A 14,716-nucleotide genomic window follows, 5' to 3' on the forward strand; every position below is an offset into this window, starting at 1 on the left:
GCGGCGGGGCGAGGTCAAGGCGTGATGCCAGAGCCTCTCCCGTCCTTGCGAGGAGCGCAGCGACGAAGCAATCCAGGCGCGGCAGGGCGCCAGTCTCGACGGGATAGGCCCGCGGCTCTGGATTGCTTCGCTACGCTCGCAATGACGGGGACGGCATGGCCTGGCGTCCTCGCCAGGCCTGCACAGCCTTGTCGAGGCCGAGCGCCAGGAGGCCGGCGGCGAGGCCCCAGAAGGCGGAGCCGATGCTGAAGGCGGAATAGCCCGAGGCCGTCACCACCAGGGTGAGCACGGCCGCGAAGCGGCGCTTCTCGTCCGCCAGGGCGCCGGCGAGCGCGCCGGTGAGCGGCCCGACCAGGGCGAGGCCGGCGACCGTCTTCACCAGGTCGCCCGGCAGGGCGGCGAAGATCGCGACCAGGGAGGCCCCGAAGGCGGCGAACACCAGGTAGGTGAGGCCGTAGAACGGCCCCGTCATCCAGCGCTTGTGCGGGTCCGGGTGCGTGTCCGGCCCGGTGCAGATGGCGGCCGTGATCGCCGCGAGGTTGCTGGTGTGCGCGCCCAGGAAGGCGGTGAGCACGGAAGCGAGCCCAGTGAGCGACAGGATCGAGCGCGCCGGAGGCTGGTAGCCGGCGGCCTGCAGCACGGCGAATCCCGGCAGGTTCTGGGAGGCCATGGTCACCAGGAACAGCGGCAGGCCGAGCCCGATGAGGACGGCCGGCTCGAAGCGCGGCGGGATGAGGGTGACGGTGGTCAGGCCCAGATGCGCCGGCATGGGGCCGGTCAGTCCGAGCGCCGCCGCGAGCGCCCCGCCGGCGGCGAGCACCGCCAGCACGGCCCAGGACGGGTTCAAGAGGCGCGCGACCAGGAACAGGCCGACGAGCGGCCACACCAGCGCCGGCGCGTGCCCCGCGCTCTCGAACACGGCCAGCACGAAGCGGATGAGCACCCCGGCCAGCATGGCGGCCGCGACGGCGGTGGGGATGCGGCCGATGAGGTCGCCGAGGGGCCGGAACGCCGCCGCCACCAGGATCAGGGCGCCTGCCAGCACGAAGGCGCCCACGGCGGCCTCCATGCCGACCGGCGCCGTCGAGGCCGCGATCAGCGCCGCGCCCGGCGTCGACCAGGCGGTGATGATCGGCATCCGGTGCCGGACGCTCAGGATCGTGCTGGTCGCCGCCATGGCCAGGCACAGGCCCGTGACCCAGGAGGACGTCTGCGCCGCGTCCGCCCCGGCCGCCTGCGCGGCCTGCACGATGATGGCCAGCGTGCCGCCGAACCCCACCAGGGCCGCGACCACGGCCGAGATCACGACGGACAGGCGCAAGGGGAGTCTCCGGGCAGCAGGTGGGGCTACGCTCCCTATCTCACCCGCCTCGCCGCGTCATCCCCGGCGGCCTGCGCAGCAGGCCGGGAGGGGACCAGGAGCGCCAGGCGCCGAGCCCTGGGTCGAAGCCGTTGTTCAGGCGGTGAGGAACGGCAGCAGCGCGTCGAGCGTCGACTGCGGGTTTTCCTCGGCGACGAAGTGGCCGCTGTCCACCGCCTGGCCGGTCGCCTGCGGGGCGAAGGTCTCATGCCACGTGTCGAGCGGGCTGGAGCCCGCCGCCGGGATGCCGGCCGATCCCCAGATCACCGCCGTGGGGCAGGCGATGGTTTTGCCCGCGTCGCGGTCCGCCCGGTCCTGGGCGAGGTCGGTGGTGGCGCCGGCCCTGTAGTCCTCGCAGCAGGCGTGGATGCGGTCCGGGTTGTTGAAGAAGGCGCGGTAGTGGGCGAGCGCCCCCGCGTCGAAGGGAGCGAGCGACTTGGCCTTGGTCCAACTCGCCAGGGTGTGCTCGAGCCAGTGGATGGGATCGCCGCCGATGACCTTCTCGGGCAGGGGCTCCGGCTGGGCCAGGAAGGTCCAGTGGTACACCTGCATGGCGCGCTTGGCGTCCATGCGCTCCCACATCAGCAGGGTGGGCATGATGTCGAGCAGAGCGAGCCGCTCCACCCGGCCGGGCTCGTCCAGGGCCAGCCGGTAGCCGACCCGGGCGCCGCGGTCGTGGCCGACCAGCGCGAAGCGCACATGGCCGAGTTGCTCCATGACGGCCACGACGTCCCGCCCCATGGCGCGCTTTGAGTACACCTCGAGGCCGCCGTCGCCGCGCGGCGCCGTGGACCAGCCGTAGCCGCGCAGGTCCATGGCCACCACGGTGAAGCGCTCGGCCAGGGCGGGCGCGAGGCGGCGCCACATCACATGCGTCTGCGGGAAGCCGTGCAGCAGCATCAGCGGCGGGCCCTCGCCGCCGACTCGGGCGAAGATCTTGCCGGCCTCCGTGTCGATCCACTTGGAGGCGAAGCCGGGGAAGAGGTCGGCGAGGTCGGACATCGGTGCGCTCCGGGTTGGGCCGCGAGCCTACACCGCCCGCCAGCCGATGTCCTTGCGGCAGAAGCCGCCCGGCCAATCGATGCGCGCCACGCCCTCGTAGGCGCGCTTCTGCGCCTCCGCCACCGTGGCCCCCAAGGCCGTGACGGCCAGCACCCGGCCGCCATTGGCCACCAGCGTCCCGTCCGGCTGCGCCTTCGTGCCGGCGTGGAACACGGTGACGCCCTCCAGCGCCTCCGCAGCCTCGACGCCCCGGATGGGCGTGCCCGTCTCGGGCTTGCCGGGGTAGCCGCTGGCCGCCATCACCACCGTGAGGGCCGCCTCGGGGCGCCAGCCGAGGCTTACCTGGTCCAGGCGGCCTTCGGCGGTCGCGAGCAGCAGGTCCACGAGGTCGCCCTCGAGGCGCGGCATCAGCACCTCGCACTCGGGATCGCCGAAGCGGCAGTTGTACTCGATCAGCTTCGGCCCCTCGGCCGTGATCATCAGACCAGCGAACAGCACGCCCCGGAACGGCGCGCCGCGCCGCTTCATGGCCGCCACGGTGGGCTCGATAATCTCGCGCATCACCCGGGTGGCGACCTCCTCGGTCACCACCGGGGCGGGCGAATAGGCCCCCATGCCGCCCGTGTTGGGTCCCGTGTCGCCGTCGCCCACGCGCTTGTGGTCCTGGGCGGAGGCCAGCGGCACGGCGCGCTCGCCATCCACGAGGGCGAAGAAGCTCGCCTCCTCGCCGACCAGGCACTCCTCCACCACCACCTCCTCGCCGGCGGCCCCGAGGCCGCCCGAGAACATCATGTCGACGGCAGCCTCGGCCTCCGCCACGGTCACGGCCACCACCACGCCCTTGCCGGCCGCCAGCCCGTCCGCCTTCACCACGATAGGCGCGCCCTGGCCGCGGATGTAGTCCTTCGCCGGCCCCGGCTGCGTGAAGCGCGCGAAGGCGGCGGTGGGGATGCCGGCTTCCCGGCACAGCTCCTTGGTGTAGCTCTTCGAGCCCTCGAGCTGGGCGGCCACCTTGCCCGGCCCGAACGCCTTGATTCCCGCCGTCGCGAGGTCGTCCACCAGCCCGGCCACCAGCGGCGCCTCCGGGCCGACCACCACGAAGTCGACGCCCATCAGGCGGCAGAAATCCACGACCGCCTTGTGGTCGGTCACGTCCACGGCGACGTTCTCGCCACACTGCGCGATGCCGGGGTTGCCAGGCGCGATGAACAGCTTCTCGCAGCGGGGGCTCTGGACGAGCTTCCACGCCAGCGCGTGCTCGCGCCCGCCCGAGCCGATGAGCAGGATCTTCATGGTGGCCTCCGCCGCGTCAGAACGTGGCCGTGCTTTAGAACATGCGAGGCGGAAGGGGAACGGGGCGCTCGTGCCCCTCCGTCATTGCGAGGAGCGCAGCGACGAAGCATCCAAGGCCGCGAAGACGCAATATGCGGTCGATCGAGGCGCGGCCCTGGATTGCTTCGCTGCGCTCGCAATGACGGCTGGAGCACGTGGCGGGGGCGCGGAAGCCGGATGAGCGCCGGCCCTACCACCCGGCCGATTCGCCCACTATGGTGCCGGCATGTTCGACGAACCCGTCTCCAACGTCCCCGAGTGGTCGGTCAGCGAGCTGTCGGGCGCCCTGCGGCGCACGCTGGAGGACGCCTACGGCCACGTGCGGGTGCGCGCCGAGCTCGGCAAGGTCACCGTGCACGGCAGCGGGCACGTCTACCTGGACCTCAAGGACGACCGGGCCTGCCTTGCCGGCGTGATCTGGCGCGGCGCGGCGAGCAAGATGCGGTTCCGGCCCGAAATGGGCATGGAGGTGATCGCCACGGGCAAGATCACGACCTTCCCGGGGCAGTCCAAGTACCAGCTCATCATCGAGACGCTGGAGCCCGCGGGCGTCGGCGCCCTGCTGGCGCAGATCGAGGAGCGCAAGAAGCGGCTCGCCGCCGAAGGTCTGTTCGACGAGGCCCGCAAGCAGCTGCTGCCCTACCTGCCGGCCGTGATCGGCGTGGTGACCTCGCCCACGGGCGCGGTGATCCGCGACATCCTCCATCGGCTGTCGGACCGCTTTCCGCGCCACGTGCTGGTGTGGCCGGTGCGCGTGCAGGGCGACACCTGCGCCGCGGAGGTGACGGCCGCCATCCGGGGCTTCAACGCCCTGCCCGAGGGCGGACCCATTCCGCGACCGGACCTGCTCATCGTCGCCCGGGGCGGCGGCTCGATCGAGGACCTCTGGGGCTTCAACGACGAGCAGGTGGTGCGCGCCGCGGCCGACAGCGGCATCCCGCTGATCTCGGCCGTGGGCCACGAGACCGACTGGACCCTGATCGACTACGCGGCGGACCGGCGCGCTCCCACGCCCACCGGCGCGGCCGAGATGGCCGTGCCGGTCCGTTCCGAACTGATGGCGAGCGTCGGCGACCTCGGCCGCCGCGTGCTCGGCGCCCTCATGCGTCATCTCGACCGTCGCAGGGCGGACCTGCGTTCGGCCGCCCGCGCGCTGCCGGGGCCGGAGGATCTGTTGGCCACGCCGCGCCAGCGGCTCGACCTCGCGGGCGGCAAGCTCGCCCACGCGCTCGTGGTGAACTCGCGCAAGCACGAGGCGCGGCTGGCCGAGGCCTCCCGGCGGCTCGCGCGGCTGTCGCCGCAGGCGAGGCTCGCCGGCATGCGCGCCAAGCTCGACGGTCTGGAGAAGCGGCTCGCGGCCGCCCAGGCGGCCAACCTGCGGGCCGAGCGGCAACGCATCGCGCAGCGCCGCGAGCGCCTGGCCGCCCTCGGGGAGCGGCGCGACCGGGCCATGCTGGTGCTGATCGGCAAGCGTCGCGAGCGGCTGGAGCGAATCGACGACCGGCCGCAGCGCGCCGTGGCTGCCGGGGTGCAGCGCCGGGCCGAAATGCTCGGGCGCTTCAACCAGCTGCTCGAAAGCTACAACTACAGGCGCGTGCTGGAGCGCGGCTACGCCCTGGTGCACGGGCCGGACGGCCACCTCGTGCGCGAAGCCGCCCACGTGGCGCTCGGAACCACGGTGGAGATCGAGTTCGCGGACGGCAAGGTGAAGGCCGTCACCGGCGAGGGCCCGCGGCCGAGGCCCGCCAGGCCGAAGGCTCCCGAGCCCGTTGGGCAGGGGACGTTGTTCGGGGGCTGACGTCCTCTCCGTCATCGCGAGGAGCGCAGCGACGAAGCGACCCAGGCGGGCGAGGTCCCTTCTCCTGGGTCGCTTCGCTGCGCTCGCGATGACGGCTATTAGCTCAGAGCTGCTTCAGCAGGTTCTCCGCACCGGACACGTCGGCCTTGGAAGGCGTGTCCTCCACGTTCAGCGACCGCACCACGCCGTCATCGACCAGCATGGAATAGCGCTGCGAGCGGGTGCCGAGGCCGAAGCCGGAGCCGTCGAGGGCGAGGCCGAGCGCCTTGGCGAAGTCGCCGTTGCCGTCGGAGAGGAACTCGATCTTGCCATTGGCGCCGGTGGACTTGGCCCAGGCGTCCATGACGAAGACGTCGTTGACGCCGGTCACCGCGATGGCGTCAACGCCCTTGGCCTTGATCTCGTCCGCCTTCTCCAGGAAGCCGGGAAGGTGGTTCCGGTGGCATGTAGGCGTGAAGGCGCCGGGCACGGCGAACAGCACCACCTTGCGGCCCTTGAAGATGTCATCGGTGGTTTTCGCGGCCGGCCCGTTCTCGGTCATGACGCGGAAGGTGGCCTGGGGCAGGGTATCGCCAACTGCGATGCTCATCGAAGGATTCTCCTAGGGGTCTCGGGACGGGCCCGGGCTTTGCGCTGGCGCGGGCGAGCGGTCGGGGGCCGCCGCCCTGCGTCATGACGTCCTAGACTTAGTGCGGCTTGACCTCTGCGTCGAGGCGAGTCCGAACCTCTACGGCCTTGTCGCCGTTCTTCAGCGTCAGGGTGAGCGCCTGCCCGGCGAGTTTCGCATCCGGCGGTCGGCTGTCGACCGGGATCCTCATCTCCACACGCCGGACGCCGCCCGCCGTTTGATCCGAAAGCACGGCCGGGGCGCCGAAGATCCAATCGGCGTTGTCGCCCTCCACGAAGAGGTCAGTCGGGGCGCCGGGCTCAAGCGCCGCGGTGACACGAAGCGCGTCACCGTCCTGTCGCACCGCGGCGAGGACGGGCGGGGCGCCTTCCCCCATGGCCGCCGGGGTCGGAACCCGTTTCTCGGCCTCCGCGACCAAGTCGGCGAACGGCGCCAGCGGGCCCCCAAGCGGCAGGGCAGCCTCGCCGTGAACGGGAATGCAGATCTGCTCGCACACCGCGTAGTCCAGTTTGAGAAGGAGGGTGGCCGGCTTGCCGTGCTCCGTGGTGGTGACCCGGAGTGGTAGGACGACCTGGCCCTTGTAGCCGAGGCTGAACCCCGCCGGGTCCTGGAAGCGCTCCGGCGCCGGCCACAGCACATCGACGGACTTCACGTTGTCGGAGGCGGACCAGTCGAAGCTGGGCGGCAGGCCCGAATCGCCCGGTGTGCGCCAATACGTCTTGAAGTGAGGATCCAGCCGGATCTCGATTCCGGCCTTCCGCGTCCCCTCGGCGCCTGGGCCACCGTCGACGAGCCGGACAGACGCGTGAAGGCCGGAAGACCATTCCGAGACGCCCGGAGGGGCGGCCTGGGAGGCGCTTGCGAGAACGAGGGCCGCACAAGCGGCAAGGGCGGAACGGGGAAACGGAGTCATTCCCGTGTCATGCCAGAGCGCCATCGCACCGCAAAGCCACGATGGAGTGAAACCGCGCATGGAATGCCCGGGTCGCGCAGCCGCAGGGGGAACGTCGCTGGCGCGCCCGCGTTGGCTTCCACGGCGAAAGGGCATACGATCATGTTTCTTGAAACCATCGAGAATTCCGTCGCGATGACTTCCCGCGGCTTCCTGGACGGACAACTTCTGATCGCGATGCCGGGGATGCCCGATGAGCGCTTCGCCCGAAGCGTGATCTACGTCTGCGCCCACTCTCCCGAGGGGGCGATGGGACTGGTGATCAACCAGCCGGCGCCCAACATCGAATTCCCCCATCTGCTGGAGCAACTCGAGATCATCTCCAGCGACAGCGGCATCAAGCTGCCCGAGCGGGCCGAGCGGTTCCGCGTGCTCAAGGGCGGTCCGGTGGAGACCGGCCGCGGCTTCGTGCTCCACTCGTCCGATTTCTTCATCGACAAGTCGACCCTGCCGATCGACGACGGCATCTGCCTGACCGCGACCGTGGACATCCTGCGCGCCATCGCCACGGGCGGCGGCCCCCGCGACGCCATCCTGGCCCTGGGCTACGCCGGCTGGGGCGCGGGCCAGCTCGAGACGGAGATCAACGAGAACGGCTGGCTCCACTGCGAGGCCGACCCGGAACTGCTCTTCGACCTGAGCTTCGAGACAAAGTACGACCGCGCCCTGCGCAAGATCGGCATCGACCCCGCGATGCTGTCCACTGAGGCGGGACACGCGTAGGCGACTCTTCCGGCGAGCTTTGACACCTTCAGCATCAGCCCACTGCAGGGCTTGCATGCCGCAATCGCGAACCTGTGTCGCGACCGAAAAGATTGAGAGCCGTGCGGACAAGGAGCCGCTGACTCTTCTGTCGGCCGAGCAGATCGCCGAAGTTCGCCAGATGCTCCGGGAGCTGGACGAGGGGCGGCTCGAATTTGCGACGGGCGAAGAAGTTGAGCGCCTCTGGCGCGATCTTCTCGAGTGAAGCTTCGGTTTACATACAAAGCCACTCGCCAGCCGCGGGACATCAAACGCTACATCGCAGACCGCAACGCAACCAGTGCGCGTGAAATCATTTCACGCATCCGGGCATCAGCGGAACGACTCTGGGCTTGGCCTCAGGCTGGCCGCACTGGCCACCGCATGACACGGGAACTCGTCGTTCTATCTCGTCAGATGTGATCGTCTACCGGCTCGACCTCGCGCGGGGAACCATCGACACCCTCGCCGTCTACTACGGCGCCCGGGAGCGACCTCGGTGGTCTTGAGGCAAGCGCTTCAGGCCGCTTCCGTCGCGGCTCCCACCAGCTTGCGCGCTTCCAGCGCCGTCATGGGTGGGCCAAAGGCGTAGCCCTGGGCGTATTCGCAGCCGATTTGGGACAGCTCCACTGCGTCCGACTCGGACTCCGCTCCCTCCGCCACCACTTCCATGCCGAGGTCATGCGCGAGCGTGACGATGGAGCGCAGGATGACCGGGCGCGTCCCCTTGCCGTCCGGCTTTACGAAGGAGCGGTCGATCTTGATGGTGTCGAAGGGGAAGCGCTGCAGATAGCTGAGCGAGGAATAGCCCGTGCCGAAGTCATCCAGGGCAAGCCCGGCGCCCAGGTCGGCGATGCGGGTCAGGATCTGGGTGGCGTATTCCGGGTTCTCCATCACCAGGCTTTCGGTGATCTCGAGCTTCAGCGTCCCGCGCTGAACCGGGTAGCGCGACAGCACCATCTTCACGTCCTGCAGCAGGTCGTGGCGCAGCAGTTGCCGGCTGGACACGTTGACGCTGGCGAAGATCGGCGGGTCCACCTCAAGCGCCCGCTGCCAGGCTGCGAGCTCCTGGGCCGTGCGATCCATGGCGAACACGCCGAGCTCGATGATGAGCCCGCTTTCCTCGGCGATGCCGATGAACTCGCTCGGCGCCAGCCGCCCGTGCTTCGGATGATCCCAGCGCATCAGCGCCTCGAAGCCCGCGACCGTGCGGTCCTCCAGCCGGACGATGGGCTGGAACAGGATCTTGATCTCGTTGCGTTCGAGCGCCCGGCGCAGGTCCATCTCCAGCGCCAGCCGGTCGGTGCGCTGCGCCCGCATGGCGGGGCGGAACACCTCGATGCGGTCGCCGCCGAGACGCTTGGCGTGCATCATGGCGATCTCGGCCGAGCGCAGCACGTCCTCCCCGCGCGACTGCGCGCTGGGGTCTGGCAGGACGATCCCGGTCGAGGCCGTGAGAAAAATTTCGCGGTCGCCGAACACCACGGGCGTCGTGATCACGCGCCGAATGGTGTCGGCCAGCATGGTGATACGCTCGGGCTCGCGCTCGGAGAGCAGCAGCAGGCCGAACTGGTCGCCGGTGACGCGCGCCAGCGTGTCCTGCGGCTTGAGCAGGCGGCCGAGGCGGCGTGCGATGGCGAGCAGGATCGAGTCGCCGGCCGGAAGGCCGACAGACTCGTTGATCTGCTTGAACCGGTCGAGATCGAGCACGATCACGGTCGGGCGCACGTCCTCGTCGGACCGCCCCAGCGTGAGCGCCGCGTCGAGGCGGTCGAGGAACAGGCGGCGATTGGGCAGGCCGGTGAGGTTGTCGTGCACGGCGTCGTGCAGGATACGCTCCTCGGCGGTCTTGATCTCGGTGACGTCGCCCAGCGTGCCGACCACCCGCACCACCTCGCCGTCGGAGCCGACGACGGGCCGCGCCTTCAGCGCATACCAGTAGTAGTGGCCATCGGCGGTCTTCAGCCGGAAATCGAGGGACACGCGCCCGCGCCGCTGCTCCAGAACCGCGTCCAGGGTGGCGCGGAACCGGTCCCGGTCGAAGGGGTGCATCACCTCGAGCCAGTTAGCCGCCGGTCCTTCCAGCGTGCCGCGCTTGAGCCCGAGATGCGCCTCGACTTCGGGGCTCACGAAGACCCGGTCGGCGGTGACGTCCCAGTCGAACACGGTGTCGCCGGAGCCCGCCAGCGCCAGCGCCTTGCGCTCGGCGTCGCTGACCAGGCCCTGCGCCAGCGCTCCGCCGGCGAACGCGTGCTGCATCACCGTGAAGCCGATCAGCATCACGATGAGCACGAGGCCGCCCAGGAGGGCAGGCGACACGAAGTCGTTGGTCAGCGTGCCGGAGACCGCGAAGGCCGTCGCAATCACCCAGACCAGAAGCAGGAACCACGTGGGCGCCAGCATCACGGCGCGGTCGTAGTGGTGCGTGGAGAGATACACCACCAGCAGGAAGCCCACCGCCGCCACGGCCGCGATGGAGATCCGCGCCACGCCGGCCGCCATCACGGGGTCGAACACGGCGAGCCCGATCAGGGCGGTGAGGAACACCAGCCAGCCCGCCGTCACGTGGCTGTAGCGCACGTGCCAGCGGTTGAGATTGAGATAGGCGAACAGGAACACCAGCAGCGTCGCCGCCAGCACCGCCTCCGCGGCGGCGCGATAGACCTGCTCGCCCTGCGGCGTGGTCGGCACGATCTTCTGCCAGAAGCCGAAGTCAATGCAGATATAGGCCAGCACCGCCCAGGCCAGCGCCGCCGCGGCGGGGAAGATCACCGCGCCCTTCACCACGAACACGATGGTGAGGAACAGCGCCAGGAGCCCCGCGATGCCGATCACGATGCCGCGGTATAGCGTCAGGCCGTTGGCCTTCTCCTTGTAGTCGTCCGGATTCCACAGGTAGAGCTGCGGCAGCCGCGGGTTCGCGAGCTCGGCGATGTAGGTCACCGTGGAGCCGGGATCGAGCACGATCTCGAAGATGTCGGCCTCGGCGTTGTCCTCGCGGTCCGGGCTCTCGCCCTGGGAGGCCGTGACCGCCGTGATGCGCGTGGCTCCGAGGTCCGGCGCGACCACGCCCGAGTTCACCAGCCGGAAATGCGGCGCGACGAGCCAGCGGGTGAGCTGCTCGTTGGTGTCGTTCTTGAGCGCGAAGACGATCCAGTCCGGCCGCGTGCCGGCCTCCTTCGCCTTGATGGCGATGCGCCGGACGATGCCGTCAGCCCCGGGCGCGGTGGAGATCTGGATCAGGTCGCTGTCGGAGCGCGAGCGCTCCACGAAGGGCAGCAGGTCGATCGCCGCGCTGCCCGAGCGCACGGAGACAGGGTCGAGCGCGAACGCCTCCTGGGGGACGGCCGCCAGCGCGAGGGCCAACCCGACGACAGCGAGGATGAGCCGGAAAAGACGCAAAGACAGGACCCTGGGGAATCGGCCGGCTGCTCGCGCAGCCCGCTTCGAAGCGTCAGCAGTGGTAGCCTTGGCTGGGGTGGAGGGCAAGGCGGGCTTGCCCCATCAGGAGCAATGCGGGCGCGTTCTGCCGAGGATTCAAGGCGAGGGTGTGTCGGGCGCGAAGTCGCTGCGCAACAAGGCGTAAAGGAGATGGTCCTGCCACAACCCGTCGATGCAGAGATACTGGCGCGCGTAGCCCTCGCGCTGGAAGCCGACCCGCTCGAGCAGCTTCATGGATGGGAGGTTGTAGGGCACGCAGGCCGCTTCGATCCGACGCAGTCGCAGCGTGTCGAAGGCGTAGTGCGCCGCGAGCCGCACGCCGGCCGTCATGTAGCCTCGGCCGGCGAACGCCTGGCCCATCCAGTAGCCCAGCGTCGCCGCCTGCGAGACGCCCCGCCGCACCATGCCGAGCGTGAGCCCGCCCAGCAGCGCGCCGTCGCGCTCCCGGAACAGGAAGAACGGGTACGCCGCGTCCTCCTCGATCTCGCGCGCGTAGCGCTTCAGCCGCCGCCGATAGGCGGACCGGGTCAGGTCGTCCGCCGGCCAGATCGGCTCCCAGGGCTTCAGGAATTCGCGGCTCGCTTCGCGCAGGGCCGACCAGGCGTCGAAATCCTCCAGCCGCGGCGTGCGCAGCAGCAGGCCTTGGCCGCGGACGCTTGGCGGCTCTTCGGCGGCGATGGGCAGGCGGAAGAACGCCATCGCCGCGCGTCCCTTATGCCGCCGAGCCCAGGTGGGCGGCGATCCGCCCCGGGTCCATGAGCTTGCGCACGGGCCCGACGGCCGTGACCGTGGGGGCGGAGGCCAGCATCGTCCGGGCGACCCGCTTCACGTCGTCCAGCGTGATCGCGTCGATGGCGGCCACGATCTCCTCCCGCGGCAGCACGCGCCCGAAGGCGAGAACGTGCCGCGCCATCTGCTCGGCCCGGCGAGCGGAGGATTCGAGCCCCGTCAGCAGCGAGACCTTGATCTGCTGCTTCGCCCGGGCGACTTCCTCGTCGGTGGGCCGCTCGGCCGCCTCGCGGAGGCAGTCGAGCATCACCGGCATGAACTCGCCAAGCTTGTCCTCGCCGGTGCCGCCATAGATGGCGAAGGTCCCCGTGTCCGAGAAGGGCTGGTGGAACGAGTAGATCTCGTAGCAGAGCCCGCGCTTCTCGCGGATCTCCTGGAAAAGGCGCGACGACATCCCCCCGCCGAGGAGGTTGGAGAAGACGTGCAGGGCGTAGTGGTCCGGGCTGTGGAACGAGCAGCCGGCGAAGCCCAGCACCATGTGGGCCTGCTCGAGCTTGCGGATCTTGCGCTCGTCCCCGCCGGCGTAGACGCCCTCCACGGGAGCCCCGGGCTGCTCGCCCTTGATGCTGGCGAAGCGGCGGCTCGCCTCCTCCACCACGGCGTCGTGGTCCACGGCGCCTGCGGCCGCCACGACCATGTCGGGCCCGCGATATTGCCGGTCCAGGAAGGTGCGCATGGACTCCGGCGTCTGCGCCCGCACGGTCTTGGGCGTGCCCAGGATGCGCCGCCCGATGGGCGCGCCGCCGTAGGCCGTCTCCATGAACATGTCGAACACGACCTCGTCAGGCGTGTCCTCGCAGGCGCCGATCTCCTGCAGCACGACGCCCTTCTCGCGCTTGAGCTCGCCCTTGTCGAAGGCGGGCTCGGTGAGGATGTCGGACAGGATGTCGAGGGCGAGCGGCACGTCCTCACCCAGCAGGCGGACGTAGTAGGACGTCCGCTCCACGCTGGTTTCGGCGTTGAGGTCGCCGCCGACGGCCTCGATCTCGGCCACGATGTCCAGCGCCGAGCGCCGGCGCGTGCCCTTGAAGGCCATGTGCTCGAGCAAATGGGCGAGACCCTGCTCGCCTTCGCGCTCGTGCCGGGTGCCGGCCCCGATCCAGACCCCGAGGGACGCCGTGGCGAGGGCCGGGATGGTCTCAGTGACGACGCGCAGCCCGTTCGGAAGGGTGGTGATGCGCACCGCCTCTTCGCGCGGCGCGCCGATCTTCAGGTCCTTGCTGCGCGATGGCGCGTTCATGCGGCGGCTCCCGGCCGGGACGCCCCGGCGGCCCTGGCGCGGCTGCGGACGAAGTCCTCAACCGCGGCCTGTTGGTTCGGCAGGACGGTGAAACGTTCAGGCCTGTCGAGAAGATCCGCCAGATGCTCCGGCAGCTCCGGCCTGCGGCCCGTGGCGGCGACAACCGCATCCGGGAACTTGGCCGGATGGGCGGTGCCCAGCACCACCATCGGCGTGGCGGGATCGCGCTTCAGCACGCCCCGGGCGCTGGAGATGCCGATCGCGGTGTGTGGATCGAGCGTGTAGCCCGCGTCCTTGTAGGTGGCGCTCATCTCGGCCTTGACCGCCTCCTCGCTCACGGCGCTGGCCGTGAACTCCGACCGGATCCTCTCCAGGGGCACCGCATCGATGGTGAACGCCTTGCTCTGCGAGAGGCTCTGCATGAGGCGGCGGATCGCCGTCCCGTCCCGGCCATAGGCCTCGAACAGCACGCGCTCGAAGTTGGACGACACCTGGATGTCCATGGAAGGCGAGGTCGTCGCCACCACGCCGGTCGCCTCGTAGCGTCCGGTCGCGATGGCGCGGGCCAGGATATCGTTGCTGTTCGTGGCCACGTTCAGCAGCCCGACCGGCAGGCCCATGGTCTTGGCCACCCAGCCGGCGAGCACGTCGCCGAAATTGCCGGTCGGCACGGAGAAGTTCACGGGCCGGTGCGGCCCGCCCAGGCTGACCGCAGCGGTGAAGTAGTAGACGACCTGGGCCACGATGCGGGCCCAGTTGATCGAATTGACGCCCGAGAGCTGCAGCTGGTCGCGGAAGCCGTGGTGGTTGAACATCGCCTTCACGAGCGCCTGGCAATCGTCGAAGTCGCCCTCGACCGCCACCGCGTGGACATTGTCCGCCGCCGCCGTGGTCATCTGCCGCCGCTGCACCTCGCTGACGCGCCCGTGCGGGTAGAGAATGAACACGTCCACGCGCCTGAGGCCCCTGAACGCCTCGATGGCGGCGCCCCCCGTGTCGCCCGACGTGGCGCCCACGATGGTGGCGCGCTGGCCGCGCTGCTCCAGCACATGGTCCATCAGCCGCCCCAGCAGCTGCATGGCGACGTCCTTGAAGGCCAGCGTCGGGCCGTGGAAAAGCTCCAGCACGAAGAGGTTGTCGCCGAGTTGCACCAGCGGGCACACGGCCGGGTGCCGGAAGGAGGCGTAGGCCTTGTCCACCATGTCCGAGAAGGCGGCCGGCTCGATGTCCGACGCGAAGGGGCCGATGACGCGCTTTGCGGCTTCCGCATAGGGCAGGCCGGCCAGACCCGCGATGGCCTCGCGGCTCAGCGTCGGCCAGCTCTCGGGCAGGTAAAGGCCGCCGTCGCGGGCGAGCCCGGCGAGGAGGGCGTCGGAAAAGCCGAGGGCGGGCGCTTCGCCCCGGGTGGACACGTGGAGCACGGATGGACCTCT

At 70.2% G+C, this 14,716-nt stretch carries 13 protein-coding genes; 4 read left to right on the plus strand and 9 right to left on the minus strand.

The genetic code is table 11. The features are described 5' to 3' along the window. Nucleotides 1–130: 130 nt before the first annotated feature. The 3 genes from SLNSH_RS12790 to purD form a co-directional block, all read right to left on the minus strand. Complete coding sequence (locus tag SLNSH_RS12790; protein WP_106337386.1) at nt 131–1,321, minus strand: benzoate/H(+) symporter BenE family transporter; 1,191 nt, start codon at nt 1,319–1,321, stop codon at nt 131–133. Between the two features lie 135 nt (nt 1,322–1,456). Beyond that, the gene (locus SLNSH_RS12795) at nt 1,457–2,362 is read right to left on the minus strand and encodes an alpha/beta fold hydrolase (RefSeq protein WP_106337387.1); all 906 of its coding nucleotides are present in this window, start codon (nt 2,360–2,362) and stop codon (nt 1,457–1,459) included. A 27-nt stretch (nt 2,363–2,389) separates the two neighbouring features. Continuing rightward, entirely contained in the window at nt 2,390–3,655 is a 1,266-nt protein-coding gene (gene purD / locus SLNSH_RS12800; RefSeq protein ID WP_106337388.1) for a phosphoribosylamine--glycine ligase, read from the minus strand. 265 nt (nt 3,656–3,920) lie between these two features. Between purD and xseA the strand changes: the two genes are divergently transcribed. Beyond that, nucleotides 3,921–5,492: an exodeoxyribonuclease VII large subunit gene (xseA, locus tag SLNSH_RS12805; protein ID WP_106337389.1), complete on the plus strand. Its 1,572-nt coding sequence runs from the start codon at nt 3,921–3,923 to the stop codon at nt 5,490–5,492. A 103-nt stretch (nt 5,493–5,595) separates the two neighbouring features. On the opposite strand, the gene SLNSH_RS12810 is transcribed toward xseA, so the two are convergent. Further along, the gene (locus SLNSH_RS12810) at nt 5,596–6,081 is read right to left on the minus strand and encodes a peroxiredoxin (protein ID WP_106337390.1); all 486 of its coding nucleotides are present in this window, start codon (nt 6,079–6,081) and stop codon (nt 5,596–5,598) included. A gap of 97 nt (nt 6,082–6,178) precedes the next feature. After that, nucleotides 6,179–7,033, minus strand: coding sequence for a protein-disulfide reductase DsbD domain-containing protein (locus SLNSH_RS12815; protein ID WP_158266751.1), 855 nt, complete (start codon nt 7,031–7,033; stop codon nt 6,179–6,181). A 141-nt stretch (nt 7,034–7,174) separates the two neighbouring features. Here SLNSH_RS12815 and SLNSH_RS12820 point away from each other — a divergent pair, with 141 nt between their 5' ends. From SLNSH_RS12820 to SLNSH_RS25710, 3 genes are read left to right on the plus strand one after another with little or no spacing between them, the layout of a single operon-like run. After that, complete coding sequence (locus tag SLNSH_RS12820; protein ID WP_106337392.1) at nt 7,175–7,795, plus strand: YqgE/AlgH family protein; 621 nt, start codon at nt 7,175–7,177, stop codon at nt 7,793–7,795. 55 nt (nt 7,796–7,850) lie between these two features. Next, nucleotides 7,851–8,039, plus strand: a complete 189-nt coding sequence (locus tag SLNSH_RS12825) for a hypothetical protein (RefSeq protein WP_106337393.1) — start codon at nt 7,851–7,853, stop codon at nt 8,037–8,039. Beyond that, entirely contained in the window at nt 8,036–8,236 is a 201-nt protein-coding gene (locus SLNSH_RS25710) for a type II toxin-antitoxin system RelE/ParE family toxin (protein WP_158266752.1), read from the plus strand. Before SLNSH_RS12825 ends, SLNSH_RS25710 begins: the two co-directional genes overlap by 4 nt. 96 nt (nt 8,237–8,332) lie before the next feature. On the opposite strand, the gene SLNSH_RS12830 is transcribed toward SLNSH_RS25710, so the two are convergent. The 4 genes from SLNSH_RS12830 to thrC form a co-directional block, all read right to left on the minus strand. Continuing rightward, complete coding sequence (locus SLNSH_RS12830; protein ID WP_106337394.1) at nt 8,333–11,215, minus strand: EAL domain-containing protein; 2,883 nt, start codon at nt 11,213–11,215, stop codon at nt 8,333–8,335. Nucleotides 11,216–11,350: 135 nt separating this feature from the next. Continuing rightward, nucleotides 11,351–11,953 carry a GNAT family N-acetyltransferase gene (locus tag SLNSH_RS12835; protein ID WP_106337395.1) on the minus strand — a complete coding sequence of 201 codons (603 nt, stop codon included), beginning with the start codon at nt 11,951–11,953 and terminating at the stop codon, nt 11,351–11,353. Nucleotides 11,954–11,966: 13 nt separating this feature from the next. Next, nucleotides 11,967–13,283, minus strand: coding sequence for a M16 family metallopeptidase (locus tag SLNSH_RS12840; RefSeq protein ID WP_106337396.1), 1,317 nt, complete (start codon nt 13,281–13,283; stop codon nt 11,967–11,969). Further along, complete coding sequence (thrC, locus tag SLNSH_RS12845) at nt 13,280–14,704, minus strand: threonine synthase (RefSeq protein WP_106337397.1); 1,425 nt, start codon at nt 14,702–14,704, stop codon at nt 13,280–13,282. Before thrC ends, SLNSH_RS12840 begins: the two co-directional genes overlap by 4 nt. Between the last annotated feature and the right edge of the window lie 12 nt (nt 14,705–14,716).

The organism is Alsobacter soli (assembly GCF_003004785.1).
Lineage (GTDB): Bacteria > Pseudomonadota > Alphaproteobacteria > Rhizobiales > Beijerinckiaceae > Alsobacter > Alsobacter soli.

Coding starts and splice junctions, on each gene's coding strand:
- SLNSH_RS12825 (WP_106337393.1), top strand. CDS start 7,851: ATGCCGCAATCGCGAACCTGTGTCGCGACCGAAAAGATTGAGAGCCGT.
- SLNSH_RS12840 (WP_106337396.1), bottom strand. CDS start 13,283: ATGAACGCGCCATCGCGCAGCAAGGACCTGAAGATCGGCGCGCCGCGC.
- purD (WP_106337388.1), bottom strand. CDS start 3,655: ATGAAGATCCTGCTCATCGGCTCGGGCGGGCGCGAGCACGCGCTGGCG.
- xseA (WP_106337389.1), top strand. CDS start 3,921: ATGTTCGACGAACCCGTCTCCAACGTCCCCGAGTGGTCGGTCAGCGAG.
- SLNSH_RS12795 (WP_106337387.1), bottom strand. CDS start 2,362: ATGTCCGACCTCGCCGACCTCTTCCCCGGCTTCGCCTCCAAGTGGATC.
- SLNSH_RS12810 (WP_106337390.1), bottom strand. CDS start 6,081: ATGAGCATCGCAGTTGGCGATACCCTGCCCCAGGCCACCTTCCGCGTC.
- SLNSH_RS12815 (WP_158266751.1), bottom strand. CDS start 7,033: ATGACTCCGTTTCCCCGTTCCGCCCTTGCCGCTTGTGCGGCCCTCGTT.
- SLNSH_RS12835 (WP_106337395.1), bottom strand. CDS start 11,953: ATGGCGTTCTTCCGCCTGCCCATCGCCGCCGAAGAGCCGCCAAGCGTC.
- SLNSH_RS12820 (WP_106337392.1), top strand. CDS start 7,175: ATGTTTCTTGAAACCATCGAGAATTCCGTCGCGATGACTTCCCGCGGC.